We start from the raw sequence: 24,686 nt of genomic DNA on the forward strand, positions 1-24,686 counted from the left end.
GCCGCCGTCCCCTCCCGTTTCAGCCAGGAGAGCCCCATGCCCCCCCGGTCCCCCGGTCAATCGGCCATGTCGGCCCGCTGGATGATCCTGCCCGCCGTCGTCATGACGCTGGCCATGGTCATCTTCCCCTTGGGCTTTGCCATCTATCTGAGCCTCGGCGGCAACGGCACGCTGCCCGCGGGCCTGGGCTTCGGCCACTACAGCCGCCTCGTGGCCGACCCCGCCTTCTGGAGCGCGCTGCGCGTGACGCTCGTGCTCTTCGTGGTGGCGCTCGTGCTGCAGCTGGTGCTGGGCACCGCGCTCGCGCTGGCGCTCAACCGCTACAATGTGGTGCGCGGGCTGGTGCGGACGGCGATCCTGTCGCCCTTCATGCTGCCGCCCGTCGTCGTGGGCATGATCGCCATCGTCGTGCTCGATCCGGGCCTCGGCGCGGCCAACTGGATCCTCGAGAGCCTGGGCCTGCCGCATTTCCTCTGGCTCGCCTCGCCGCGCTGGTCGCTTCTGGTCGTGGCGCTGATCGACACCTGGCAATGGACGCCCTTCGTGGCGCTGATCGTGCTGGGGGGCCTGCAGGCCCTGCCCGCCCGGGTCTACGAGGCGGCCGAGATCGACGGGGCCAAGGGCTGGAGCCTCTTCTGGCACGTCACCCTGCCGCTTCTCGGCCCGACGCTCCTGACCGCCGCCGTGCTGCGTTCGGTCGATCTGCTGCGCTTCTTCGACATCATCTACATCACCACGCAAGGGGGGCCCGGCAACGCGACCACGACCCTCAACATCCAGGCCTACAAGCTGGGCTTCGACTTCATGGATGTGGGCTATGCCTCGTCGGTGATGATCGTGCTCGCCCTCATCGTCCTCGGCTCGGTGCTCTTCTTCGCCAGCCTGCGCAAGAAGGTGTCCTGGTAATGTCCGACACGCCCCGTTCCCGCTGGTCCACCCCCGTCTTCACCATCGGCGCGCTGCTCTTCATGTCGCCGATCCTCTGGATGGCGCTCTCGAGCCTGAAGAGCCCGATGGAGGTGACGGCCTATCCGCCGAAGCTCCTCTTCACCCCCACGGCCGGCAACTATGCCGAGCTGTTCGGGCGGACGGACTTCCTGCACAACACCTTCAACTCCTTCGTGGTGGCCGGCGCCTCGACGCTCCTCGGGCTGGTGATCGCGATCCCGGCGGCCTTCGCGATCTCCTGGCACCGGATGGTCTGGCCGGCGACGGTCAGCCTCTTTGCCCGGATGGCGCCCGGCACGCTGTTCCTTCTGCCCTGGTTCATCATGTTCTCGAAGCTCGGCATGGCGGGCGGCTACACCGCGCTCATCCTCGCCCATGCGGTCATCACCATGCCGCTCGCGCTCTGGATCCTGCTGCCCTATCTCGACGCCACCCCGCGCGAGATCGTCGAAAGCGGCCAGATCGACGGCTGCCGCAGCGGCACGATCCTCGTCCGCCTCGTGCTGCCGATGATCTATCCCGGCATCGTGGTGGCGACGATCATGAGCTTCGTCTTCTCCTGGAACTACTTCCTCTTCGCCCTCGCGCTCTCGGGTTTCGACACCAAGACCGCGATCGTCGCCTCCTTCAACTTCATCGGCGAGGGCACGACCAACTGGGGCGCGCTCATGGCCGCCGCCACCGTCATCGCGCTCCCGCCGCTGGTCCTGACCTTCACCGTGCAGCGCTGGCTCGTCTCGGGCCTCTCCTTCGGCGCCGTCAAGGGCTGACCGGCCCGCCCCCCACGCAAGGTTTCCTGACATGAGCACCGTCCACGTCCGCAACGTGAAAAAGAGCTACTCCGACCTGACCGTGATCGAGGATCTGTCCTTCGACATCCGCGACGGCGAGTTCATGGTCTTTGTCGGCCCCTCGGGCTGCGGCAAGTCCACCCTCCTGCGCATGATCGCCGGGCTTGAATCCTTCCAGGGCGGCGAGGTGGCCATCGGCGAGCGCGTCGTGAACGGCGTGCCCGCGCGCGACCGCAACATCGCCATGGTCTTTCAGGATTACGCGCTCTATCCGCACATGACGATCCGGGACAACATGTCCTTCGGCCTCAAGATGCGGAAGACGCCGAAGGCGGAAATCGAGCGGCGGGTGGCGGCCGCGGCCGAGATCCTGCAGATCGGCCACCTGCTCGAGCGCAAGCCCCGCGCCCTCTCGGGCGGGCAGCGCCAGCGCGTGGCCATGGGGCGCGCCATCGTGCGCGAGCCGGACGTGTTCCTCTTCGACGAGCCGCTCTCGAACCTCGATGCCAAGCTCCGGGTCGAGGTCCGCACCGAGATCAAGCGGCTCCATGCCCGCCTCGGCGCCACGATGATCTATGTGACCCACGACCAGGTCGAGGCCATGACCATGGCCGACCGGATCGTGGTGCTGAAGGGGGGCGCCGTCGAGCAGATCGGCACGCCGCAGGAGCTGTACCGCGAGCCGCGCACCCGGTTCGTCGCGGGCTTCATCGGCTCGCCGGGGATGAACTTCGCCCCCGCCCGGATCGAGGGCGACGTGGCCACGCTCGTGACCGGCGACCGGGTGGCCGTGCGCCGCGTCACCCCCGGCACGGGCGCGGTCCAGGGCGAGATCGGCATCCGCCCCGAGCATGTGCAGCTGGCCGACCCGCACGGCCCGGGCGTCGAGACGCTCGTCGATGTGGTCGAGCCCTTGGGCGCCGACACCCTGGTGGCGGTGCGGCTCGGCGAGGCGCAGCTCATGGTGCGCCTGCCCGGCGAGATCATCCCCGCCGAGGGCGACCGCCTGCGGCTTTCCTTCACCCCCGGCGCGACGATGGCCTTCGACGCGCAGGGACTGCGGATCTGATCCGCGCCGGACGACAGAGGTAGACCCATGAAGGCAGCGATTTTCGACGGCGGCCCGACGCTCCGGCTGACCGACCTTCCGATCCAGGAGCCCGGCCCCGACGAGGTGCTGATCCGCATCGACTCCGCCACGATCTGCGGCACCGACCAGCATATCCTCGAGGGCAAGTTCTGGGCGAAGCCCCCGGTGGTGCTGGGCCATGAATTCGCAGGCTACGTCGAGCGCGTGGGCGAGCGGGTGCGGAACTGCAGGCCGGGCGATCTCGTCTCGGTCGAGCCGCATGTCTATTGCGGCTGCTGCAAGCCCTGCCGGCTCGGCAAGCCGCATCTCTGCCTCGACCGGCTGGCCTGGGGGATCAATCTCAACGGCGGGTTCGAGCAATATGCCACCGTGCGGATGGACACGGTCTATCAGGTCCCCGAAGGGATCGGCCCCGAGGAGGCGGCGCTCGGCGAGATCACCGGCTGCTGCATGCACGGGATCGACCGCGTGGGCGTGGAGCTTGGCGATCTCGTCGTGATCCTCGGCGGCGGTGCGGCGGGGCTGATCCTTGCCCGGCTGGCCGAACTGCGCGGGGCCGCGCGCATCGTGATCTCCGAGCCGAACGCCGCCCGGCGCGAGCAGATCCGCGCCTTCGGCTACCCGGACGTGATCGACCCGCTGAACGAGGATCTGGCCGCCCGCATCAACGGCCTGACCGACGGGCTCGGCGCCGACGTGGTGATCGAGGCCGCGGGCCGGGCCGAGACGGCCGCGCAGGCGGTGGAACTCGTCTGCCACGGCGGGCGCGTCCTCTTCTTCGGCGTGGCCGCCCCGGGCACCATGGCCGCGATCGAGCCGAACCGGATCTTCGCGCGCGAGATCACGGTCGTGGGCTCGATCCGCAATCCCTACACCCACCACCGCGTGATGGAGATCCTGCCCCGGCTCCGGCTGAAGGACATCGTGACCCACCGCTTCCCGCTGGAGAACATCGCCGAGGCCTTCGACGCCGCCCACCGCGGCGAGGGCCTCAAGATCTGCATCAAGCCGAACGGCTGACCCACCCTACCCCGGCCCTGCGCCTGCGCCCCCGCGGAAGCCCCTTCCGCGGCCGGCGGAGCCATGCCCCTGAAGGAAAGACCATGACCGATTTCAGACGCGAGAAGATCCTCGTCGGCGGCGAGTGGATCCAGGCCGACGCGGGCGGCCGGATCGAGGTGACGAACCCGGCCACCGGCGCCGTCATCGGCACCGTCCCCGATGCGGGCGCGGCCGAGACGGCGCGCGCGGTGGCCGCCGCGGAAGCCGCCTTCGGCCCCTGGCGCGCCCTCACCGCGGCCGAGCGCGCGAGCCATCTGCGAAGGCTCGCCCAGGCGATTCTCGATCACCGCGAGGCGCTGGCCGAGCTTCTGACCGAGGAGCAGGGCAAGCCCCTGGCCGAGGCCTGCGGCGAGGTCGGCATGAGCGCCGCCTACATCCAGTGGTTCGCCGAGGAGGCCCGCCGCGTCTATGGCGAGGTGATCCCCTCGCCCTGGCCCGACCGGCGGCTTCTCGTCACCCGCCAGCCGGTGGGTGTGGTGGCGGCGATCACGCCCTGGAACTTCCCCTCCTCGATGCTCGCCCGCAAGATCGGCCCCGCGCTCGCCGCAGGCTGCACCGTCGTGGCCAAGCCCGCGAGCCAGACGCCCTTCTCGGGCCTCGCCTGGGGGGTGCTGGGCGAGATGGCGGGCCTGCCCGCGGGTGTGCTGAACATCGTCACGGGCTCGGCCCGCGCCATCGGGGGCGAGCTCACCGCCAACCCCACGGTGCGCAAGATCACCTTCACCGGCTCCACCCCGGTGGGCAAGGTGCTGCTCGCGCAGGCCGCGGGCACGGTGAAGAAGATGTCGATGGAGCTCGGCGGCAACGCGCCCTTCCTCGTCTTCGACGATGCCGATCTCGACCGCGCCGTCGAGGGCGCCATCGCCGCCAAGTTCCGCAACGCGGGCCAGACCTGCGTCTGCACCAACCGCTTCTATGCGCAGGCGGGCATCCACGACGCCTTCGTCGAGCGGCTGGCCGCAGCCACCGCCGCGCTGAAGGTGGGCCCGGGTGCGCGCGAAGGCTCCGAGATCGGGCCGCTGATCGACGCGGCCGCGGTGGCCAGGACCGAGGAGATGGTGGCCGACGCCACCGCCCGCGGCGGGCGCATCGTCACCGGCGGGCGGCGCCACGCGGCCGGCGCGGGCTTCTACGAGCCCACGGTGATCGCCGATGCGACCGACGCCATGACCTTCGCCCGCGAGGAGATCTTCGGCCCCGTGGCCCCGGTCTTCCGCTTCGAGACCGAGGACGAGGCGATCCGGCGCGCCAATGCCACCGACTACGGCCTCGCCTGCTACTTCTACACCCGCGATCTCGGCCGCGCCTTCCGCGTCTCCGAGGCGCTCGATTACGGCATCGTCGGCGTGAACGAGGGGCTGGTCACGACCGAGGTCGCCCCCTTCGGCGGGATGAAGGAGTCGGGCTTCGGCTCGGAAGGCTCGCACCACGGGATGCAGGATTACCTGACGCTGAAATACACCGCGATGGGAGGGCTCGGCCGATGACCCGCCGCCACGCCATTGCCCTCATCCCCGGCGACGGGATCGGCCCCGAGGTGATCGACGCGAGCCTCGAGGTGCTGGAGAAGGCCGCGAGCCTCCATGGCTTCGCGCTCGACATGACGCGCTTCGACTGGTCCTGCGACCGCCACCTCGCCACCGGCCGCATGATGCCCGAGGACGGGATCGACCAGCTCCGCCCCCATGCGGCGATCCTTCTGGGCGCCGTGGGCTGGCCCGCCCGCGTGCCCGATGCGGTCTCGCTCCACGGGCTTCTGCTGCCGATCCGCAAGTCCTTCGACCAGTTCGCCAACATGCGCCCCCACCGGCTTCTGCCCGGCGCCACCGGGCCGCTCAAGTCCGAGGCCTTCGACATCCTCTGCATCCGCGAGAACACCGAGGGCGAATATTCCGGCGCGGGCGGGCGGATCCATGTCGGCACCCCGGCCGAGGTGGCGGTCGAGACCTCGATCTTCACCCGCCGCGGCGTCGAGCGCATCCTGCGCTTCGGCTTCGAGCAGGCGCGGCGGCGCTCGGGGCGGCTCGCCTCGGTCACCAAGTCGAACGCGCAGAAATATTCCATGGTCTTCTGGGACGAGGTGACCGAGGAGGTGGCCGTCGATTATCCCGACGTGACCGTCTCGCGCTACCACATCGACGCCATCGCGGCGCGGATGGTGATGGCGCCCGAGACGCTCGACGTGGTGGTGGCCTCGAACCTCTTCGGCGACATCCTGACCGACCTCGGCGCGGCCATTCAGGGCGGCCTCGGCTTCGCGCCCTCGGCCAACATCAACCCCGACCGCAGCCAGCCCTCGATGTTCGAGCCGGTCCACGGCTCGGCCCCCGACATCGCGGGCCAGGGCATTGCGAACCCGGTGGCCACGCTCTGGTCCGCGGCCCTCATGCTCGACCATCTGGGCGAGGAGGCGGCCTCCCGGGCGCTTCTCGCCGCGCTCTCGGCCGTCACCGCAGAGGGCCGCCTCCGCACGCCCGACCAGGGCGGCCAGGCCCGCACGACCGAGGTCGCGCGCGCCGTGGCCGACCGACTGTCCTGACCCCCCTTCCCCTCGAAAGGATCTCTCCCATGGCCTCCACCCCGGATCTCTCGGCCCTCCAGCGTCCCTCGGGCGCCTTCGCCATGCTCGCCATCGACCAGCGCGAGTCGATGCGCGCCATGTTCGCCGACACCCAGTCCGAGCCGGTCAGCGACCGCCAGCTCGTGGATTTCAAGCTCGAGGCGCTGCGCCATCTGACGCCCCACGCCTCGGCCGTGCTGATCGACCGGCCCTTCGGCTGGCAGCCCGCGCTCGAGGCGGGCGCGGTGGCGCCGGGCTGCGGCCTGATCGCCGCCGCCGACGAGTTCCACGCCAGCGCCGACGAGATCGTGGCCGATGCGGGTCTCGACGATCTGGTGGTGCCCGAGGCGGTGAAGGCGCAGGGCGCGCAGGCGCTGAAGCTGCTCGTGGTCTGGCGCCCCGACGGCAACCCCGAGAAACGGATCGCGCTGGTGGATGAATTCGTCGCCCGCTGCCGCCGCGCCGGGCTCATCTCGCTGATCGAGCCCGTCTCGCGCAAGCCGCTCGACGGTCGGCCGCACGATCTGCACGACGGCATCCTCGCCGCCGCCCGCGAACTCGGCAACCGGGGCCAGGACATCTACAAGGCCGAGGTGCCGCTCCATGCCGCGGGCGAGGAGGCCGAGGTGCGCCGCCGCTGCGCGGAACTGACCGAGGCCATCGCCTCGCCCTGGGTGGTGCTCTCGTCGGGCGTGGCGCCGGACCGCTTTCCCACGGCCGTCGAATGGGCCTGCCGCGAGGGCGCGCAGGGCTTCCTCGCCGGACGCGCGGTCTGGAAGGAGACGATCGGCGCCCCCGACATGTCCGAGGCGCTGCGCACCACCGCGGTGGACCGGCTGAAGCGGCTGTGCGAGACGGTGGACCGGGCGGTCGGCTGACGGCCCTGCCGCGGAAGGAGAGCGCGATGAACGTTCGGGTGGCCTGCGTCGGCGGGGCGGTGCTGGATCGGGTCTATGGGGTCGAGGTTCTGCCCGGCACCGACGGCAAGACCCGCGCTTCCTCCTACCGCGAGTTCGGCGGCGGGATGGCGGGCAATGCCGCGGTGGCGATCGCGCGGCTGGGGGGCGAGGCCCGCTGGTGGGGCCGCGTGGGCGACGATGCCATCGGCGCGGGCGTGCTGGCGGGGCTGGCGGCCGAAGGCGTCGCCACGTCCGAGGCGCGCGTGGTGGAGGGGGCGGTGTCCTCGCATTCGCTCGTCCTTTCGGATGCGGGAGGAAGGCGGGCCATCGTGCTCTACCGCTCGGACGGGCTCGACCCGGACGCCTCCTGGCTGCCGCTGGCGGCGGTGGGCGGGCTCGATGCGGTGCTGGCCGACAACCGCTGGATCGACGGGGCGGTGGCGGCGCTCTCGGCCGCGCGGGCGGCGGGCCTTCCGGCGGTGCTCGATGCCGATGCGGGCGCCGATCCCCGCAGCCGCGAGGCGGTGCGCGCCGCCTCGCATGCGATCTTCTCCGAGCCGGGGCTGGCCGAGATCTACGGCACCACGGACCCCGACGAGGGGCTCCGCCGTGCCGCGGCCGATGCGCCCTTCGTGGCGGTGACGCTGGGGGACGCGGGCCTGCGCTGGCTCGAGGCCGGAGGGGGCGTGGCGGCGCTGCCCGCCTTTCCCGTCACGGCGGTCGAGACGGTGGGGGCGGGGGACGTGTTCCACGGCGCCTTTGCCTTGGCCCTGGCCGAAGGGCAGCCGCCGCGCGAGGCGCTCCGCTTCGCCGCCGCCACGGCCGCGCTCAAGTGCCAGGGCTCCGGCGGGCGGGCAAGCTATCCCGACCGCGCCGCCGTCGAGGCGCTTCTCGCCCGGGGCTGAGGCGCGCCCTGCCACGGGGGCGCCGGATCCGGCGCCCCCGGCCGGTCAGCTCCCTTCCAGGAAGAAGCGCACCATCTCGGCCGAGGCATCGGGCCCGGCCGGGTCGGTGTAGCTTCCCGAGGCGCAGCCCCCGGCCCAGGCATGGCCGGCGCCCTCGATGCGCCACAGTTCGGCGAGGCTGCGGCCATCCTCGCCCGTCACCGTCTCGCGCCTCCAGCTCCGCCCGGCCGGGGTGCTGCCCCGCTCCTGCCGGCGCGCGCCGCGGGCCGTGGCGCCGGTGGCCGCAAGCAGGGCCTCGGCGTTCGAGGGATGCACGGTCGTGTCCGCCAGACCGTGAAAGATGATCGTGCGCACCGGCTGGCGCGCCGCGACCGTCGCCCGCGCCCGCTCGCCCCGCATGGCGGCGAAGGCCGAGATCACGTCATGCGCCGCCCCGTGCGGCAGGCCGGAATGGATGCCCGCCGCCGCAAAGAGCTGCGGATGGGTGGCGGCGAGGGTGGCCGCCATCGCGCCCCCGGCCGAGAGGCCGGCGACGAAGATCCGCCCCTCGCTGACCGCGAAATCGCGCGCCACCTCCTGCGCGAGGGCGGCCAGCAGGGCGGCCTCTCCGCTGTCCCCGCGCTGGTCGCCGGGGCGGAACCAGTTCCAGCAGCCCTGCGCATTGTGCTGGCGCGTCTGGTGCGGGTAGGCCACGACCAGCCCGTGCCGCTCGGCCTCGGTGTTCATCCGGGAGCCCGCGGCGAAGTCATCGGGATCCTGGGTGCAGCCATGCAGCATCAGCACCAGCCCGCGCGCGCCCTGCTGCGCCGAGGCTGGAACATAGAGCAGATAGTCGCGCGCGCCGTGGCGGCTGGCGAAGCTGCGGGTCTCGAGCCGCGCGCCCTCGGGGATCGGCGGCCGCGGCCGCGGGCCGCGCGCCGGCTGCGGCGCGCCCGGCCGGATCCGCGCCAGCGCATCGACCACCTCGCGCAGCCCGCGGCGCGCGGGTTGCCCGGCCGGGGCGGAGCGCGGAGCCCTCTCGGCGATCACCTCGGCCTCCTCGACCGGGGGCCGGGCGAGCGGAGGTCGGTTCGCGGGGGGCTCCGGCCGCGGCTCCGCGCGGGCCGAAAGCGCCGCCTGGATGGTGCGCGTCGCATCCCCCGGATGGCCGGCGCGGATCTGTTCGAGCGCGCGGCTCATGGTGGTCGCGAAGTCGATCTTCATGATGTCGTCCTTTCCGGGGCTGGCTGGCCCTAGCGAATGCGGTCCTTCAGGGCCGCCTTGACCTCGGCGGGCGCCTGCAGCGCGCCGAGGATGGTGAGCGAGCCGATCACGGCCGCGGCGAGGTCGGCCGGAACGTCCGGCGCGATGCGGGCCAGGCCGAGGACGCGGATGTGCAGCATCTCGCCCGCGGCCCTTGCGGCCTCGAGATCCGCGCGGGTGATGTCGCGCAGCCCCAGCTCCAGCGTGTGGCGCGCGATCGAGCGCGACAGGACCTCGCCCTCGGTGGCCAGCTGGCTGCGGATCGCGGTGCGGATGAAGTCGCTGCGGTTGGAATAGAATCCTTCCTGCACCAGCAGGTCGATCCGGCCGAGATCGACCGGCCCGAGGTTGATCGTGATCTTCTCGCTTTCTGGAACCCTCTGGGTCGGCGCGTTCGACATGGTCTTCTCCATCCACATGGATGGTATATGGATGCCATAAGCCATCCTTTAAGAGGGTGGGCGCCAGCAACAGGCGGCCAGGCATCTGGTGGCTACGGGCAGCCTGCCCCTGCGCGACGGCGGCGCCCGGTGCTGCAACCTGTCAGATGGCCGACATCCGGGCCACGATCTGGTCGTGAACCCGCTCCATGTCCTCGGCATCCTTTACATCGAGCAGCTTCAGCTCCGGCATGAGGGCGCGCAGTTCCTCGCGCGACAGCAGGCGCATGGACCAGTCCGGGAACCGGCGCTGTTCGATCCTGCCCAGGCCGAAGGCGGAGATCTCCGAGTGCCGCGGGTCCTGCGAAATCCGCAGGAACAGATCCCGGCACGCATCCTGCGGACCTTCGAGGGTCTGGACGAAGTGAAGGCCGTTGTAGAGCAGGATGCCGGTGATCCCGAGCCGGGGATTCCTCATGCGGCTCGATTGCATGATGCGGACCATGTCGCCCACCGGATCGGAGAGGCAGACACGGCTTCTGTAGCTCAGGGACACCAGCTCACTGCACATGCGGTCACAGTCCGCGAATGTCGATGGTTCGACAAGCCCGTTTTCCGCAGCATCCCCGACACGTTCGTGGCCCCTTGGATCGAACGGACAGGCGGACCCCATCCCGAGGCTCGCCGCACCCCGCCCGCATGCGGGCAAGGGCGTCGAAATCGTCCGCAGCAGCGAGGACGGGTACCGACCCAGCGGAATCTGCACAGGTTAAGCCGCTAATGCGAATGGGCCGGGGCACGGTTTCTTGAGACATCGCCGAGCGCTATTTTCCCAAGGAACGGGGGTAGAGCATGGACGACACGAACGAGCAGAAACCTGGTGCAGCAGAGGCCTCGGCCCCGGCGACGCGCGCCCTACACGCCTCGCCATAGGCTTGCTGGAGCTCCTTCAGCTGCTTCTCGTATTGCTCGCGGATGTCGAGCGGGTTGGCGCGGAGCGCCATCTTCGGGGCTTACGCGGCCGCACCGCGGCCACGGTCCCCTTCGATATCCATCCCCCGCTTGGCATCCTCGACCCAGCCCTCGATCTCGGAAGGCGAGAGATCATAGGACCGGCTGGCCTCGGCCACCGTCGTCTTCCCCTGGATGATCTCCACCACGAGCGCCGTCTTGCGCTTCGCCGTCCACCGCTTGATCGGGTCGTCCATCGTCAAACTCATCGCTACCTTACTCGTAGCATGAGCAGATTTTCAGTGGGTCGGTACAGCTTGGACCTCAGACCCGGATCGTTTTATCCTTCACCCGATCCACCGGATGCCGGGACTGAACAGCTCGGAGCATATCGCCGTTTAGCGGATCAACCGCTTTCAGACACAATCCCGTCACGAGGGTGAACTGGTCAGCGATCAATCGCTTGAGGCGAGTTCTTCGCTGGGAGAGATGCGAATGTTTGATCCGGCTACCGTTATCCTTGTGACAACTCAAGCCGAACTGGACGCAGCCTACAACGCCCTCGTGTCGGGCAAGGGCGGCACGATCCTGTTGGCCGAGGGCGGCAGCTTCTCCTTCGGGGCCAAGGCTTCCGACTGGGCCAACACCCGCACCGATGCGGCTGTCACCATCCGCTCCGCCAACCCGGACAATCCCGCGGTCATCGAGCGCCTCGCCCTCACCAATGCGGAGAACCTGACCATCGAGAATGTCCATTTCCACATGGACGGCGACGACACGACCCACAGCGACGTGATCGTGCAACTGAACAACTGCCGGAATGTCACGATCCGCAACTGCACCATGACATCGGACGCCGACGGGCCACCGGGTACCGACGCGGGCCATACCGAGGCCGCGCAGGGCGTGATCATCCGCTCGAGCGCGGGGATCGTCCTCGAGGGCAACACCCTTGGCAAGCTGTCGCACGGGGTGACCATCAAGGACAGTCACGACGTGCAGATCGTGGGCAACGACATCAGTGCGCTGCAGTGCGACGGCATCCGCGTCGCCGGCGTCGATGGCCTGCTCATCGCGGGCAACCACCTGCACGACATGATCGGCTCCACCCACGAGTACAATCATGATGACATGATCCAGATCTGGGGCACGGGGATCAAGGTCAACAACCAGAACATCACCATCCGCGAGAACATCCTCGATTGCGGAAACGGCGCCCGGTACCAGATGATCTTCGGACATAACGAGGTGTTCGAAACGAACGGCCTGACCTTCAGCAACATCCTGGTCGAGGGCAACGTGATCTTCGGCGCCTCGGCGCACGCCATCTCGCTGGACGACACGGACGGCACGATCGTGCGCAACAACACGATCATCCACAACGCCGATGCCCATGTCATCCTGGCCGATGGATCGCGGGTCGGGACGAACCAGGTCAACACGATACGGATCGGCGGCACCAACGCCGTGATCGAGAACAACATCACCCAGAGCGTGAGCGGCGGGACGGACAACGTCATCCTGACCACCCAGTCCCCCTGGCATGCGGATGACTACCGTTCGCATTTCGTGAACATCGAAGCCGGCGGCAGCGGCGATCTGCGTGATCTCATGCTGCGCCCGGACAGCCCGCTGAACGGTGTGGCCGGAAGCTGGCTGACCTGGTCAACCGATACCGCCAGCACCCTGACCGCCGTGGCCGATGTCACGATCTCCCGCAGCAACCATTCCCTCGTCCTGCTGGATGCCGACCTTTCCCGTGGGCCGAACGGCTATGTCGCTGACAGGGGCGCGACCTTCACCTGGCTTTTCGACGATGGCACCACGGCCACCGGAACAACGGTCCAGCACGACTTCCTGACCGCGGGAAGGCACGGCTACCAGTTGACCGTGACGATGCCGGACGGTTCGAGCGACACCATTGCCCGGACCATCGACATCGCCAACGAGAGGGCCTTCAACCTCATCGTGCGCGGCGACATCGTGATCGATGACAGCGGCAGCAACACCAGCTTCACGCTGCATGACGGCGCCGGGATCGTCGATGGCTGGGTCGAGATCGGAGGGCGCGACCGCGTCGAGGTCAGCCGCTACACCGAATCCCTGTTCAACCTGAACGGCTTCAAGCTGGGAATTACCGTCGATGCCGAGACGGGGGCGGCCGGAACGCTGCTGCATCTGCCGCAGACCTTCAAGGCCGTTGTGGCCACGGACGGTTTCCTGGAGGTCACGCTGACAACCATCGAAGGCGTCTTCACCCTGCGCAGCAGCCGGCCCCCCTTTGCCGATGGGGCGGAACACCAGATCACCGTCCTCTATGATGGCGCCGCCAACCGGCTGTCGCTCGTCCTGGACGGCAGGATCGACAGCGAAACGGCCGCGCACGGGATCACCCCGCCAAAGGCCTACTGGGGCCTGACCATCGGCGACGCCTGGGGCTCCGGCCTCGAGGCGCGGGTGAAGGATGTCTTCCTTGTCACCGAAGCGGATGGCGCAGCGACCGGCATTTCCCGTGTCGAGCAGCTCCATGCCGATGGCCGCCTCGTCGTCACGAGCTACGAGAACGGCCTGCGCACCGGCCTGGAGCAGCTCGATGCGGCGGATGCCTTTGACTGGCGGTGGCAGTCCTTCAGCTATGATGCCGCCGGCCGGGTGACCCGTTCGGAGAGCATCGACGATGCCGGTGTGAAGGTGGTCCGCACCTTCGCGGAAGGGGTGGAGACCAGCACCGTCAGGACCGATGTGGAAGACAGCGAGAGCTGGGCCTCCCGCACCATCCTCTACGATGCGGCGGGCAAGGTGCGCAGCGACACCACGGTGCAGGATGACGGGCGGGTATCCGAGACCCGCTTCGTCGATGGCCTGCGGGTGCAGGTCCATGAGATCGACCCGAACGGCACCGCCTCCTGGACGGAAAGGACCACCGGCTACGATGCGTCCGGCCGGATCAACGGTACGGAGATTGCCTATGCCGATGGCCGCCTCGTCGTCTCGGGCTACGAGAACGGCCTGCGGTCGCAGGTGTTCGTGACCGATCCGGGCGACCGTTTCGACTGGACGTCGCAGACCACCGATCACGACAGTTCGGGCCGGCGGGTCCGCACCGAGATCGTTCAGGATGACGGCCGCCACATCGTGACGGAGTTCGTCGGCAACACCCGCTCCCACGCCATCGAGACCGACGGGGCCGACCGTTTCGCCTGGGCTGTGAAGACCTACAGTTTCGACGACGGGGGCGCGATCGCCGCCCTGGTCACGATCATGGACAACGGCAACAGGCAGGAGATGCGCTACGACCATGGCGTGCTGCAGCTCCGCGTGGATACCGATGTCGCGGACGCCTACGACTGGAGTCGGAAGGTGATCGACTATGCGAACGGCACCCCGGCGAGCCTGACCACGCATTACGACAACGGCACCGTCGGTGTCGTCGTCTATGACTTCGTCTGAGGGCGGTCATGCCGGCCCCTCCCGGCCGTGATCAGCCTTGCCATCGCCTCGACAGGTAGCCCCGCACGGAGGCCGCAAGGCGGCGGCCGCCGCCGATCCGCAGCCCCTTGAAGCGTCGGCCAGCCTGGATCCCCGGCCGCTCGAGAAGGAGGAAGACGAGGCTTGCTGCGACGATGACCAGCAGGCTGACCGGGATCAGCAGCGCCGTGAACAGCGCGCCATCGGGCCGCCCCTGCAGCGGCAGGCTCATCAGCCACAGGAACACCCCGTGGAAGAGATAGATGGAGTAGGTGATCTCCCCAAGCCAGAGCAGGGAGGGCCGCGCCAGAAGCCCGAACAGGGTGTTCCCGGCGGCCAGGATGACGAAGAAGATGCCCAGACCCAGGGTCGGCAACAGCCCGAAGCCGCTGTCCGAGAGGGTGACGACACAGAGCAGCGCCGTCACGCCGCAAAGCGCCCCCGGAGCACTCCTTGCGAAGCGGCCGAGGATCGGGACCCGCACCAGATGGACCGCGGCCATCCCCCCGAGAAAGGACAGCGCGATCCCCGGATCGATCACGCCCGGAACCGCCAGGAACAGGACCGCCAGCAGCAGCGCCGATGCGCCGGCGGCGGCAAGGGCGCGGCCTCCCGCCAGCAGCGCCAGCACCGGCAGGGCCATGCAGAACATCCATTCATAGCGCAGCGTCCAGGTGACACCGGCAACCACCCTCGCGCTCTCGACCCCGAGCAGGTCCGGGCTGCCCAGCATCGCCAGCCACTTGAGAAGGGGTCGTGCGACCGGACCATGGCGCCCTTCGATGGCGGCCCAGGCCAGCGAGGCCAGGAGGACCACCGCCAGCGCCAGCAGATAGACCGGATAGAGCCGGAAGACCCGCGCGGCATAGAACCGGCCCCAGTCCATGCCTCCCCCGCGGTCGATCACGCGCCCCCAGAAGAGGAAGGCGGTGATCATGAAGAACAGCGCCACGCTGCTTTGCCCGGTGTGAACCATGAAACGCGAGGTCGGCAGGGCCCATTCCCCGGTCTGCAGGTCGTTCCATGTTGCCACCGCGTGATGGGCCAGGACCGAGACCCCGAGGAACCCACGCAGCCCGTCCAGCGGGACGATGCGATGGCCGTCGACGTCGCCCAGGGTGCGCCGGATCGCGGGCACCCACGACACCAGCACCCCTGACATCAGGGTGCTCAGGCCGACAAGAAGGATCCAGGTCAGCGGGCTGTCGATCAGCCTGTCCCAAGAGATGTGGTCATCGGTCATGTCCTCGGGGCCGGTGGCCCCACTTGTTCTCATCCTGTGCGCCGGATCGGCGGTCACCGCCCGCGAAGACCTGCCCCAGCATCCAGACCATGCGCTGCAGGCGCAACCGCGCCAGCGTCGCCAGTGCGGCGCGACGCTCGCGGGACGAAGCGAGCCCGGGATGGCGCAGCACGGCCGGAGCATGGACCAGGATGCTGACCGGCATCTGCAGCGCACGCAGCCCCCAGCGGAGCCGGGCGGCCGGGCTGGCGCCGTTCACGCCGAGGCCCTCCTGCGTCGTGCGCAGCCATTTCCTTCGCAACTGCGCCCAGTCGGACCGCGAAGGATGCGAGACCCGCAGCCGGTCCGAATACACCAGCCGGAACCCGTGCGCGACGGCGCGGCGGCACCAGTCCACATCCTCGGACACCCCCGTTCGGAACGGCCCCGTGGCCTCGAACACGGCGCGCGTCGTCACCAGGTTTGCCGTGACGGAAAAGCCCTTCTCCTCGATGTAGCGACGGTTCTGGAAGGCGAAGACCGTCTCGAAGGCCTGCGCCCCGTTGCGCGGCGGAGGGGTCTCGTCAAAGAGGCTGACCGCCCCGCCGACGATGCTCCCCTCGGCCCCGACGGCAAGCGCCGAGGCCACCCAGTCCGCGGCCGGGACGCAATCGGCATCGAGGAAGAACAGCCGCGGCGCCGTGGTTCCGGCCACGCCGGCATTGCGGGCCGCGGCCGCGCCCTTGCGCGGCTCGGTCAGCCAACGGACCTGCGGATGGCGCGCCTGCAGCACAGACAGATCCTCGGTCGAGCCGTTGTCGACGACCACCGCCTCGGCGCGGCCGTCCGACAATTGCGGGGCCAGCGCGTCCAGACACCGCTGCAGCCGCGTGCCGTCGTTAAAATGCGGGATGACAATTACAGCGTCCGGCATGCGGATAATCTTGTTGAACGTTGGTTGCCTTCGGGATGCCGCAGGATCCGGCACATGTCACGCGCTCTCTCGCGCGGTGCGGCAAAAACCCGGCCAATCCCCGAGATCCCTTGCATCCGGGGCATTTGTGCCCGAAGACACCGGCGGATTTCGCGCTGCAGGGCCGGGATTTTTCGCGGGCCTTTCCCGGGATGGATGGATGCCGGTTCATTGCGCTGAGGACGGAGTCTGCACGGCACAGGCCACGGCGCTGGCCGGCGCGGGGTGGCCTTTGCAGCCCGACCGGCGGCCGGAACGACCGGCCCTGAGGGTCTTTCGGCCCGTTTCGCGGCCATCCCGGCCGGACTCCTGCAGAATCCGCACGGAAGAGACCTGAGATGTTGCGTCACGCCATTCTCATCCTGACGGGAAACAGCTTTGCCTCCCTGCTGCTGTTTGCGCGCAACATCGTGGTGGCGCGGCTCATCCCGGTCGAGGATTATGGCATTGCCGCCACCTTCGCGATCGCCATGGCGGTGGTGGAAATGGCCTCGCAACTGGGTCTGCATCAGTTGATCGTTCAGGCCCGCAATGGCGAGGATCCGCGTTTCCAGGCCGCCCTGCAGGGGTTTCAGCTCCTGCGTGGCCTCCTCTCGGGCCTTCTGCTTGCGGTCCTTGCCGGTGTCCTCGCCGATTTCATGAATATCCCCGAGGTGGCCTGGGCCTATCAGGTGCTGGCGCTGGTTCCGGTGCTGAACGCGCTCCAGCATTTCGACATCCATCGCATGAACCGCTCCATGCGCTTCATGCCGATGATCCTGACCGGCGCCGTGCCGGCCGTCCTTTCGTTGCTGGCGATCTGGCCGCTGGCCGCCTGGCTGGGAGATTACCGGGTCATGCTGGGGGCCCTTCTGCTTCAGGCGGCCAGCGCCACCATCACCTCGCATCTGGTCGCCGAGCAGCCGTACCGGCTCGTCCTGGACCGGGCGATCACACGGCACGCCCTGTCCTTCGGCTGGCCGCTGCTGGTCAATGGCGCGCTGCTCTTTGCGGTCTACCAGGGGGACCGGGTGATCGTCGGGCGGGAACTGGGCATGCTGGAGCTTGCCCTCTTTTCCATGGGCGTCACCGTCACGCTGACCCCGACGCTGATCATGGCCAAGTCGCTGCAGAACCTCTTCCTGCCGCAGCTGAGCCAGGAGACGGATCCCCGGTCGGCCAGCCATGCCGCCCTGTGCCAGGCGGTGGTGCAGGCCACCCTGCTGAGCGGCGCGGTCCTGGTGCCGGTGGTGCAGATCTTCGGCCCCTGGGTGATCACGGCAGCCCTCGGAGACCGTTACACGGCCCTGCTTCCCCTGCTGGGGCTCTTTGCCGTGCAGCAGGGCATCCGGCTGCTCAAGAACGGGCCGAACCTGATCTCGCTGGCGCTTGGCCATTCGATCGATGCCATGCTGGCCAACGGGGTGCGCGTGCTCTTCCTGCCGCTGGCCTGGGTCCTGGTGGTGCAGGGATACGGTGTCGTCAGCCTGCTGCTGATGGGCATCGTGGCCGAGCTTCTGGGCCTTGCGCTGTCGATCGTGCTGGTGCTGCGGCGCCTTGAGCTGTCCTTGCGGCCAAGCCGGCTGCCGATCGCGCTGACCCTGGCGATGATGGCTGCGGCAACCCTGTCCGCGGTGGCCCCGCAGGCGGCGCTGTCGCGCGCCGCCGACGGGGCGGTCCTGCTGCTGTTCGCCGCGCTCTCGATCAGTTCGGGGCTGCTCTATCGCCATTTCCGTACCTCGCGCGGCTGAACGGCGTCACTCGGGAACATGGCGCGGCAGGACCGCGAGCGCCTGGCGCATCACGTCCTGCAACCGCGCCTCGGCGCGGGCCTCGCTTTCGGAACCCACGATCGGCGTGACGAACCGCACCAGCGCCCCGTCCGTGCGCCCCTTCAGCAGGCTGTCGCGGAGCACCGACATCTTGGCCAGCACGTCGTTCGTCATGCGCGCGCCGCGCTGCTCGAACCAGTAATAGACCAGCTGCCGGTCAAGGCCCTTCTCGATCACGGCGCGGTTCACGGTGAAGGTGCCGTAGACCGTGCCCGGCATCGAGACCTCGTGCGGGCCCAGGGAAAAGATCTCCCAGCCGCCGTTGGGCAGGCAGACCTCGGGCGAGTGGATTCCCTGGCCTTCCGTCTGCCGGGCATACCAGGCCGAGAACATCCACACCGGCGCGGCCTGGCCGGGCGAGATGTAGGACATCGTGACGTAATCCGATGCCGCAAGAACCTTCTCGATGTCCGGCTCCATCGGGATGCGCACGCCCGACCACTCGCCCAGCCGCGCGGGAAAGAGCGCAAAGCTGTCCCGCGGCGGGTGGGCGATCTCCCGGTGGGGCACCAGAAGGAAGGCGGCCGTCACCGAGACCGACAGCACCACCGCCCCGACAAGCCCGCGCGAGGGCCGCAGCGCCAGGAGGCGCGCGGCCTGCTTCCCGAGGTCGCGGAAGTCGATGTCGATGGTCTCGGAAAGCGACTTCGGCGCGCGGGTCGTGCGTTGCAGCACCAGGGCGGTGGCCAGCAGGATCGCCACGCAGGCCCCGAAGATCACCCAGCCCTCGAAGAAATGCAGGAAGCCTTTGGCCTGGCCGATGCCATGGCTGTTCACCAGCACGCCGATCATTCCGATGCGCACGGCGTTCATGAACACGGTCAGCGGTGCCGCCATGAGGAACAGCAGGACCTTGTGCCAGCGGGGACCGCGATAGAGGATGGCGGTCAGATAGCTGAAGGACAGAATGGGAAACAGGTAGCGCAGGCCCGAGCAGGCTTCGGCCACCTGCAGCTTGAACGGGCCGAGATCGATGATGTTGCCGTCAAGATAGACCGGGATGTCCATCATCCTGATGAACCAGACCCCGAGGACCGAAGAGACGGCCTGCAGGAAGATCGTCAGCTTCCAGTAGAGGATCTGCGGCAGCGGCAGCATGAAGACCAGGTGCAGGACCGGCAACTGGTGGCGTCGGCCCTCGGCCCAGCCGAAGCACAGCAGCACGACCCCGCTGACCCAGATGATGAAGGCATAGGTCACCAGGTCCGGGATCGCCGTCACGTTGCCGAGGATGCCGAGCAGGAGCCCGAGGCCGATCACCAAGAGGCCGGGACGGCGATCCATCATCCGAGGTTCGGGCAGCGGGGCCTTGTCGCGCAGTTCCCGCAGGAAAAGATAGAGCGAGATCAGCGGGATCAGCGGGCCGTGGCTGTATTCCGGCGTGAGCCAGGCCCGCGCCAGCGACTCGTATCCCGGCACGAAGAGCGGGATCGAGGCCGCGGCCAGGATGCAGAGCAGCAGCACCCCCGAACGGTTCGCACGGCGGGTTCCGGTCGGACGGAATGGGGACGCACCGAATGTCATGGGAAACCCGTTCGTGGAAAGGGACCGATCCCGACCCGCGCCGGCACCGGGACGGAGCGGCGCACAGGATCCGCCTCAGGGCCGCAATGCGCCGGCTGTCGTCGCGCGCCGCGCGCGCGATTTCGGCGGGTGGCCACCCGCTCCCGCCGGTCGTCCGCCCGCAGGCCTCCCGCCAGACATGCGCAGGCGAGCGCCTTCATCCCTCCAGCCCGGCCAGAACCCGCCGCGCCTCCTGCATCTGCGGCAGATCCCGGCCCTCCGACAGCTCCAGCGCGCGGCGGAGCTGGCGGCGGGCCTCTTCGGGGCGGTTCAGGCCTGCGTAGGTCATGCCGAGGTGGAACTGGACCAGCGGATCGTCCGGAAGGCCGGCGGCGGCGGGCTCGAGGTTGGAGAGGGCCTCGAGCAGGTTGCCCCGCCGGTATTCGATCCAGCCATGGGTGTCCTGGAAGGCGGGATTGCCCGACCCCTTGAGGCGCCGCGAGATCGCATGGGCGCGCTCGAGGCTTTCGGGGTCGTCGCGATGGGCCGTGATCAGGCTTGCAAGGTTGTTGGCCACCACGACGTTGAAACTGTCCTCGGCATAGAGCGTCTCGTAGATCGCGATCGCCCCGTCGATGTCGCCGGCCTGCTCGCGGTGACCGGCGAGGATCCAGCGCAGGAGCGCGGATGTCGGCGCGGCCTGCAGGCCGGCCTCGACCACCGCCACGGCCTCGGGGGTCCGGTCGCCGGCCATCAGCAGCTGGTAGAGCAGCCGGACCGGGGTGTCGTCGCCCGGAGTGCGGGCGATCAGGTCGCGGAAGATCGCCTCGGCCGGGGCGAATTCGCCCGCGATCACATGGAGGTTGCCGCTGAGGAGGAGCAGCGCCGGCTCATCGGGGTTTCCCGACAGCATCCCGTCGAGATAGGTGCGTGCCTCGGCGATCCGGCCGCTGCGCACCTGGGCCTGCACGATCAGGCCCGCGGCGCGCAGATCCTCGGAGGTCTGGCCCGCCTGCGCCTGCAGCAGGCCGAGCCCCTCCTCGACGCGGTCCTGGCCCAGGAGCAGCGCCGCCTGCACCTCCTGCGCGGCGCGCTGCGCCTCGGGGCGCTCGATCGTGCGCAGGATGCGGGCCACCTCCTGCGCGCCGACCCAGTTGCGGTTCTTCAGCCGCAGGTCGGCCAGCTGCAGCAGCAGCTCCAGATCGGCGGGATGGGCGCGGCGGGCGTCGATCAGGAGCGCCTCGGCGGCGGCCTCCCGCCCCTGCCCCATGAGGAAGCGCGCATGGCGCAGCGACTCGGCCGGCGCCCGGCCCGAGATCTCGACGGCAAGGGCCAGCTGCTCGCCCGCCAGATCGGGGTTGCCGTCCCGCTCATGCGCGAGCGCGGTGAGCGTCGGGATCTCGGCATCGCGCGGCGCCTGGTCGAAGGCGGTGCGCAGGTCGAGGATCGCATCCGCCGGCCGGTCCTCGTCGATCCGCATCCGGGCCCGCAGCTTCAGCGCCTCGACCTGGCGGGCGTCCTCGGCCAGGATCTTGCCCACCAGCGCGCGCGCGCCCTCGCGGTCGCCCGAGGCCAGCCGCATCCGCGCCAGCATGGCCTCGATCCGCCGGGTCTGGTCGGACGGCCCGGCCGTCCCGAGGATCGCCTGCATCGCGGCCAGCGCCTCCGGCCGCTCGCCCGCGTCGAACCGGATCGAGGCCCGGAGCGCGCCATAGAGATCGGCGGCCGGCGTGCCCTCGTTGGCCGCGACCAGCCGGTCGAGTTCGGCCAGCGCGGCGTCGGCGCCCTTCGTGGTCTGCAGGAACTGCACCACCGCGAGATGGCCGGGGGACCCGGCCCGGGGCTCGCCCGCGATCCGGCGCAGCAGATCCTCGGCCGCGTCCAGGTCCTTGCGGCTCATGTACCAGCCGAACAGGCCCTTCTGCACATCCTCTTCCGCGGGAAAGAGCTCGAACATCCGGCGCAGCTGCGCGCCCGCCGCCTCCAGGTCGCCGGTCCGGGTCAGCAGGTCGTGCTTCAGCCCCTGCAGCCGGTAATCCTCCGGTTCGGCGGCCAGGATGAGGTCGATCTCGGCCAGCGCCTCGGCCGGACGGTTCTCGGCCACCCGCCGATCGACCAGCAGGCGCCGGGCCAGGATGTTGTCCGGGGCCTCGACCAGGAGGGCGCGCGTCTCCTCGCCCAGGCGGGCCAGGGCCTCCTCGTCGCGGGGCTGGAGCGCGGCCCGGTAGTCGAGCGCGATCCGTATCATGCGCAGCTGCGCCGACGGCGGCTCGGGCGCCAGCTCGAGCGCGGCCCGCCCGTGGCGCCCGGCCTCGTCCCAGTCCCCGGCACCGAGGGCAAGCTCGGCCAGGAGGATGCGGACGGGCAGGCTGTCCGGGTCCTGCTCGATCAGCTTCAGATACTGGGCATAGGCGTCGCCCGTATGGCCCTGCTTCAGCAGCAGGTCGGCAAAGACCCGCCGCGCGTCGCGGTGGGCGGGATCGTAGCGGAAGACGTTGCGGAACTCGACGATGGCGCGCGCCTCGTCGCCGGCCTCGAGCCGTTCGAGCCCGGACCGATAGTGGCGCTCGGCCTTTTCCTCCGAACTTTCGCAGGCCGAGAGGGACAGGGCCGCGGCAAGGATGAGGGGCAGAAAGGGTCGCATGATCACGTTCGTCGGGCGGCGCCGACGCTCTCCATCAATGGCCGGTGGCCTGCAGCACGACCCGCACGGTCGAGAGCAGGTACCTCAGGTCCTTCCCGAACGACAGGTCGCGATGATAGCGGGTGTCGTACCAGGCCCGGTCGGCGAAGGACGACCGGTTGCGGCATGTGACCTGCCAGAAGCCGGTGATGCCCGGACGGAGCGTGTAATAGGCCGCGCCGGGATAGAGGACGCGCTGGCAGGGCATCATCGGGCGCGGCCCCACCAGGCTCATCTCGCCCTTCAGCACGTTCCAGAGCTGGGGAAGCTCGTCCAGCGAATAGCAGCGCAGGAAGCGCCCGATGCGGGTCACGCGCGGATCGCGCCGGAGCTTCTGCGTCCGGTTCCATTCGGCCCGCGCGGACGGCCTCAGCGCCAGGTGGCGCTCGAGCGCGGCCTCGGCATCCGTCACCATCGTGCGCAGCTTCCAGATCCGGTAGATCCGGCCGTGCCGGCCGACGCGCTCCTGCCGGTAGAAGGGCGAACCCCCGTCCCGGGCCACGAGGAGGGCGAGGAGCAGAATGAGCGGAAGCACCACGGGAAGCATGACAAGGACCAGCAGGACGTCCAGCACGCGTTTCAGCCCGTTGCGGTAAATTCCCCTCCTGGACCGGCCTTCCATGCCGAACAGGGGCCGCGGTCTTTCGCAGCTTTCCGGCGGCTCCAGGAGGTCGGGATATCGGGCTGTCATATCAAGTTTCTCGAACGCATAAAAACAACCTCCCGACAGCGTGCGCGGAGCGGAGGCGCATCCCGATCGGCCGGGTAAAGCCGCCTGTCACAGGCCCTTTCCGAGCGTCATCGAATCGCTCCTTCCGAATAGGATGCTTAAACTTTTTTTCGTATTCCTGCAAATCCGAATCCCTGCGGGCGGGCAATGCCTAAAAGAACAACCACTTGATCGTAATGGGAAAATATGATCCGAACACCCCAACGACACAGTATTGACACCTGTCGGGCATTTTCAGGGCGCGGGTGTGCCCTTTTCAGCCTCGGAACGTGTTTGATCAACCCTGGATTGCCTTTGAATGGCAACGAAAATTCAAGCGGGACATGCAATATCATTATGATAATAAGCGGGCCGTATTTCCCCGTGGCGACGCGCCTCCGCTCGTGATTCCGGCCTTGTCCGGGCCGCTCTTGTGAAAAGAAATGTTCCGGTCTATTCCTGTCGCCGGTCGATCAGGCCGGGATCTGGGCTTTTATCTGGCCGAACCGGGCGGAAATGGTGCAACTGCCATCAAAAGCCCCACAATGGCCCGATTCCAGAGCCAGTGAGAGCGGAATGGGTTCGTCGGACAGCAGGTGATGAGCAGCGCACTCGACATCTACACCGGGTTCTTCGGGCTCCGCGAACGGCCCTTCTCGCTCGTGCCGGACCCCGACTTCCTGTTCTGGTCCGCGGCGCACCGTGCGGCGCTCACGACGCTGGACTATGGCATCCTCACCCGCGCGCCCATCACGCTGATCACCGGCGAGGTGGGATCGGGCAAGACCACGCTGCTGCACCATCTGCTGCGGACGCTGGACAGGGATGTGCGGGTGGGGCTGGTCTCCAACGTGCAGGGCGACCGCGGCGACCTCCTGCGCTGGGTGCTGATGGCGCTCGGCCAGGGCGCCGCGCCCGAGGCGGGCTATGTCGATCTCTTCGCCCATTTCCAGACCTGCCTGATCACCGAATATTCCGCCGGCCGCCGGGTGATCCTGATCTTCGACGAGGCGCAGAACCTCGGCCGCGAGGCGCTCGAGGAGCTGCGGATGTTCACCAACATCAACTCGGGCAAGGACGAGCTGCTGCAGATCATCCTCATCGGCCAGCCCGAACTGCGCGAGACGATCAGCCGCCCCGATCTCGCGCAGTTCGCGCAGCGGGTGGCGGCCAACTTCCACCTGCCGGCGATGGATGTGCAGACCCTGCACGACTATGTGGCCCACCGAATGACGGTGGCCGGCGCCACGCACGAGATCTTCCGTCCCGCGGCGCTCGACGCCATCCACGGCGCCACCGGCGGCGTGCCGCGCCTCGTGAACCAGATCTGCGACCTGTCGCTGGTCTATGCCTATGCGCGCGACGAGGCCGAGGTGCGGCGCGAGATCGTCCAGCAGGTCCTCGAGGACGGCGTCTTCTTCGGAGGGGGCCGAAGCGCCGCCCCCGTCCTCGTTCTCCGGCAAGGGCAGCGCAAGTCCCTGGATTGATC

Annotated in this window: 20 protein-coding genes; 11 read left to right on the forward strand and 9 right to left on the reverse strand. The window is 69.0% G+C overall.

The features are described from left to right. Positions 1–36: 36 nt before the first annotated feature. From FG154_RS12345 to FG154_RS12380, 8 genes are all read left to right on the forward strand, one after another. Positions 37–906: a carbohydrate ABC transporter permease gene (locus FG154_RS12345; RefSeq protein WP_246100245.1), complete on the forward strand. Its 870-nt coding sequence runs from the start codon at positions 37–39 to the stop codon at positions 904–906. Continuing rightward, complete coding sequence (locus tag FG154_RS12350; RefSeq protein WP_145108234.1) at positions 906–1,718, forward strand: carbohydrate ABC transporter permease; 813 nt, start codon at positions 906–908, stop codon at positions 1,716–1,718. The genes FG154_RS12345 and FG154_RS12350 overlap by 1 nt, the downstream gene beginning before the upstream one ends. Positions 1,719–1,749: 31 nt before the next feature. Continuing rightward, complete coding sequence (locus tag FG154_RS12355; protein WP_145108237.1) at positions 1,750–2,808, forward strand: ABC transporter ATP-binding protein; 1,059 nt, start codon at positions 1,750–1,752, stop codon at positions 2,806–2,808. 27 nt (positions 2,809–2,835) lie between these two features. Then, the gene (locus FG154_RS12360; RefSeq protein ID WP_145108240.1) at positions 2,836–3,849 is read left to right on the forward strand and encodes a zinc-dependent alcohol dehydrogenase family protein; all 1,014 of its coding nucleotides are present in this window, start codon (positions 2,836–2,838) and stop codon (positions 3,847–3,849) included. Between the two features lie 83 nt (positions 3,850–3,932). Next, entirely contained in the window at positions 3,933–5,378 is a 1,446-nt protein-coding gene (locus FG154_RS12365) for an NAD-dependent succinate-semialdehyde dehydrogenase (protein ID WP_145108243.1), read from the forward strand. Next, complete coding sequence (locus FG154_RS12370; RefSeq protein WP_145108246.1) at positions 5,375–6,430, forward strand: tartrate dehydrogenase; 1,056 nt, start codon at positions 5,375–5,377, stop codon at positions 6,428–6,430. Before FG154_RS12365 ends, FG154_RS12370 begins: the two co-directional genes overlap by 4 nt. A gap of 29 nt (positions 6,431–6,459) precedes the next feature. Then, the gene (locus FG154_RS12375; protein WP_145108249.1) at positions 6,460–7,329 is read left to right on the forward strand and encodes an aldolase; all 870 of its coding nucleotides are present in this window, start codon (positions 6,460–6,462) and stop codon (positions 7,327–7,329) included. A gap of 26 nt (positions 7,330–7,355) precedes the next feature. Beyond that, the gene (locus FG154_RS12380; RefSeq protein ID WP_145108252.1) at positions 7,356–8,255 is read left to right on the forward strand and encodes a sugar kinase; all 900 of its coding nucleotides are present in this window, start codon (positions 7,356–7,358) and stop codon (positions 8,253–8,255) included. Between the two features lie 45 nt (positions 8,256–8,300). On the opposite strand, the gene FG154_RS12385 is transcribed toward FG154_RS12380, so the two are convergent. From FG154_RS12385 to FG154_RS12400, 4 genes are all read right to left on the reverse strand, one after another. Further along, positions 8,301–9,458, reverse strand: a complete 1,158-nt coding sequence (locus tag FG154_RS12385) for an extracellular catalytic domain type 1 short-chain-length polyhydroxyalkanoate depolymerase (RefSeq protein WP_145108255.1) — start codon at positions 9,456–9,458, stop codon at positions 8,301–8,303. Positions 9,459–9,487: 29 nt separating this feature from the next. Then, positions 9,488–9,898, reverse strand: a complete 411-nt coding sequence (locus tag FG154_RS12390; RefSeq protein WP_145108258.1) for a CopG family transcriptional regulator — start codon at positions 9,896–9,898, stop codon at positions 9,488–9,490. A gap of 142 nt (positions 9,899–10,040) precedes the next feature. Continuing rightward, positions 10,041–10,448 (reverse strand): BLUF domain-containing protein, encoded by a 408-nt coding sequence (locus FG154_RS12395; protein ID WP_145108260.1) that lies wholly within the window; start codon positions 10,446–10,448, stop codon positions 10,041–10,043. Between the two features lie 442 nt (positions 10,449–10,890). Continuing rightward, on the reverse strand, positions 10,891–11,085 hold the full coding sequence (locus FG154_RS12400) for a transposase (RefSeq protein WP_246100247.1): 195 nt from the start codon (positions 11,083–11,085) through the stop codon (positions 10,891–10,893). A 238-nt stretch (positions 11,086–11,323) separates the two neighbouring features. On the opposite strand from FG154_RS12400, the gene FG154_RS12405 reads away from it, so the two are divergent. Continuing rightward, positions 11,324–14,278, forward strand: coding sequence for a right-handed parallel beta-helix repeat-containing protein (locus FG154_RS12405; protein ID WP_186312346.1), 2,955 nt, complete (start codon positions 11,324–11,326; stop codon positions 14,276–14,278). 31 nt (positions 14,279–14,309) lie between these two features. Here FG154_RS12405 and FG154_RS12410 read toward each other — a convergent pair whose 3' ends face one another. Both FG154_RS12410 and FG154_RS12415 read right to left on the reverse strand, forming a co-directional pair. Further along, on the reverse strand, positions 14,310–15,539 hold the full coding sequence (locus FG154_RS12410) for an acyltransferase family protein (protein WP_186312347.1): 1,230 nt from the start codon (positions 15,537–15,539) through the stop codon (positions 14,310–14,312). Next, on the reverse strand, positions 15,529–16,452 hold the full coding sequence (locus FG154_RS12415) for a glycosyltransferase family 2 protein (RefSeq protein WP_145108269.1): 924 nt from the start codon (positions 16,450–16,452) through the stop codon (positions 15,529–15,531). Before FG154_RS12415 ends, FG154_RS12410 begins: the two co-directional genes overlap by 11 nt. 377 nt (positions 16,453–16,829) lie before the next feature. On the opposite strand from FG154_RS12415, the gene FG154_RS12420 reads away from it, so the two are divergent. After that, positions 16,830–18,221 (forward strand): oligosaccharide flippase family protein, encoded by a 1,392-nt coding sequence (locus tag FG154_RS12420; RefSeq protein WP_145108272.1) that lies wholly within the window; start codon positions 16,830–16,832, stop codon positions 18,219–18,221. Positions 18,222–18,227: 6 nt separating this feature from the next. Here the strand turns inward: FG154_RS12420 and xrtD are convergent, their stop codons facing one another. From xrtD to FG154_RS12435, 3 genes are all read right to left on the reverse strand, one after another. After that, positions 18,228–19,826, reverse strand: coding sequence for a VPLPA-CTERM-specific exosortase XrtD (gene xrtD / locus FG154_RS12425; RefSeq protein ID WP_145108275.1), 1,599 nt, complete (start codon positions 19,824–19,826; stop codon positions 18,228–18,230). 196 nt (positions 19,827–20,022) lie between these two features. Continuing rightward, complete coding sequence (locus tag FG154_RS21720) at positions 20,023–22,449, reverse strand: tetratricopeptide repeat protein (protein WP_145108278.1); 2,427 nt, start codon at positions 22,447–22,449, stop codon at positions 20,023–20,025. 34 nt (positions 22,450–22,483) lie between these two features. Beyond that, complete coding sequence (locus FG154_RS12435) at positions 22,484–23,062, reverse strand: sugar transferase (protein WP_342779067.1); 579 nt, start codon at positions 23,060–23,062, stop codon at positions 22,484–22,486. Positions 23,063–23,796: 734 nt separating this feature from the next. Between FG154_RS12435 and FG154_RS12440 the strand changes: the two genes are divergently transcribed. Then, the gene (locus FG154_RS12440) at positions 23,797–24,684 is read left to right on the forward strand and encodes an ExeA family protein (RefSeq protein ID WP_145108281.1); all 888 of its coding nucleotides are present in this window, start codon (positions 23,797–23,799) and stop codon (positions 24,682–24,684) included. Positions 24,685–24,686: the final 2 nt, after the last annotated feature.

This window comes from Cereibacter sediminicola (assembly GCF_007668225.1).
Lineage (GTDB): Bacteria > Pseudomonadota > Alphaproteobacteria > Rhodobacterales > Rhodobacteraceae > Cereibacter_A > Cereibacter_A azotoformans.